The organism is Catenulispora rubra, assembly GCF_015356825.1.
GTDB lineage: Bacteria > Actinomycetota > Actinomycetes > Streptomycetales > Catenulisporaceae > Catenulispora > Catenulispora rubra.
On sequence record NZ_JAACYW010000617.1, the window covers coordinates 1 to 1,393 of the forward strand.

General features: G+C 70.6%; 1 protein-coding gene. It reads right to left on the reverse strand.

The features are described 5' to 3' along the window. A partial coding sequence (locus GWK61_RS54545) for a Dyp-type peroxidase (RefSeq protein WP_228564568.1) occupies nucleotides 1–1,393 on the reverse strand: 1,393 nt, incomplete at both ends.

The following is a 1,393-nucleotide window of genomic DNA, read 5'->3' on the forward strand; positions in this document are numbered from 1 at the left end:
GGGCCCAGTGCCAGGAAGGCGAACGCCGCCGGGACTATCGCGACGCCGGTCACCCGCAGGCCGTAGGGGATGTCCTCGCTGGTCTCGTGCGTCGTGAAGCGGTTCAAGGCATCCATGTTGCGCGTCAGATGCTGCTGCACCGGAATGAACCCGTGCCCCGGATCGGCCTGCCAGGCCAGGAACAGCAGCCCGGCGTCCGGCTCGCCCTCGGCCGTGAGCCCGTCGTCGTAGCTCAGGCCGCGGCGGAGCATGGCGGCGCCGCCGTTGTTCGCCGCGGCGGCCAGGCGGATGTGCGCGTCGCCGCGGATGGCCAGGGAGCCGTCGGAGTTCTGTGCCGCGAGGTTGACCGGGGTGCGCTCGGTGCCGCCGGACAGGGGAGCGCCGGTGGTCTTGTGGCGGCCGATCACCCGCTCCTGTTCGGCGGTGGTCTGCGCGTCCCAGGACGTCAGCAGCATCCTGATACGCCGGAACACGAGGTACGACCCGCCGCGCATCCACGCGGTCGCGGCGTCGGAGGCGACGTAGACCTTGCTCGCGAAGTCCGGCTGCGCGGGGGTGGGGTTGTTGGTCCCGTCGAGCTGCCCCATCAGGTTGCGGCCGGTCGCGGTCGGATCAGGTGAGGAACCCGGCGCGCGTGAGAACCCTGACATGACCCAGCGCGGCTTGGCCGTCCCGGCGGCGAGGCGGGTGAGCGTGCGCAGCGCGTGGAAGACGACGAGCGCATCGTCAGCGGCCAGCACGACGCCGAGGTCGCCGTCGCTGCGTGCGGGATCCAGCTTCTCGGCGCGGAAGGCGGGCAGCGGCGCGAGCTGCGGCGGCCGGGAGGCGGGATCGAGGCCGGCCTTGCCGAACAGCGACGGGCCGAACCCGACAGTGATGGTGAGCGAGCAGGGTCCGCTGCCGAGTGCGGTGGTGTCGGAGTCACCGCTTGGTGCGTGGCCGGCGGTGAGGTCGGCGATGGCGGTGGTCCAGGATTGCATCAGGGCCTTGAGATGCGCGGCGTCGGCGCCTGGGACGAGGTCGAAGGCGGCGATGGTGCCGTGGCCCTGCTGGGTTGCGGGGACGGAGATGCCCGCCTGGTGTGGGAAGGGCGTGGCGACGGCTGTGGTGCCGAGGCCTGTGAGGAGGTCGCCGGCGGGAGTTGAGGAGTGCTCGTTGCCGCTGCCGTCGTTGCGGAGAAGGGCGGAGGCTGCGGCCCCGACCGCCACGCCGCCGATGCCCGTGGTGCCGACGGTGAGGAAGGAACGGCGGCTGGGCCGGGTGCGGGAACCAGAACCAGAACCAGAACCAGAACCAGAACCAGAACCAGAACCAGAACCAGAACCAGAACCAGAACCAGAACCAGAACCAGAACCAGAACCAGAACCAGAACCAGAACCAGAACCAGAACCAG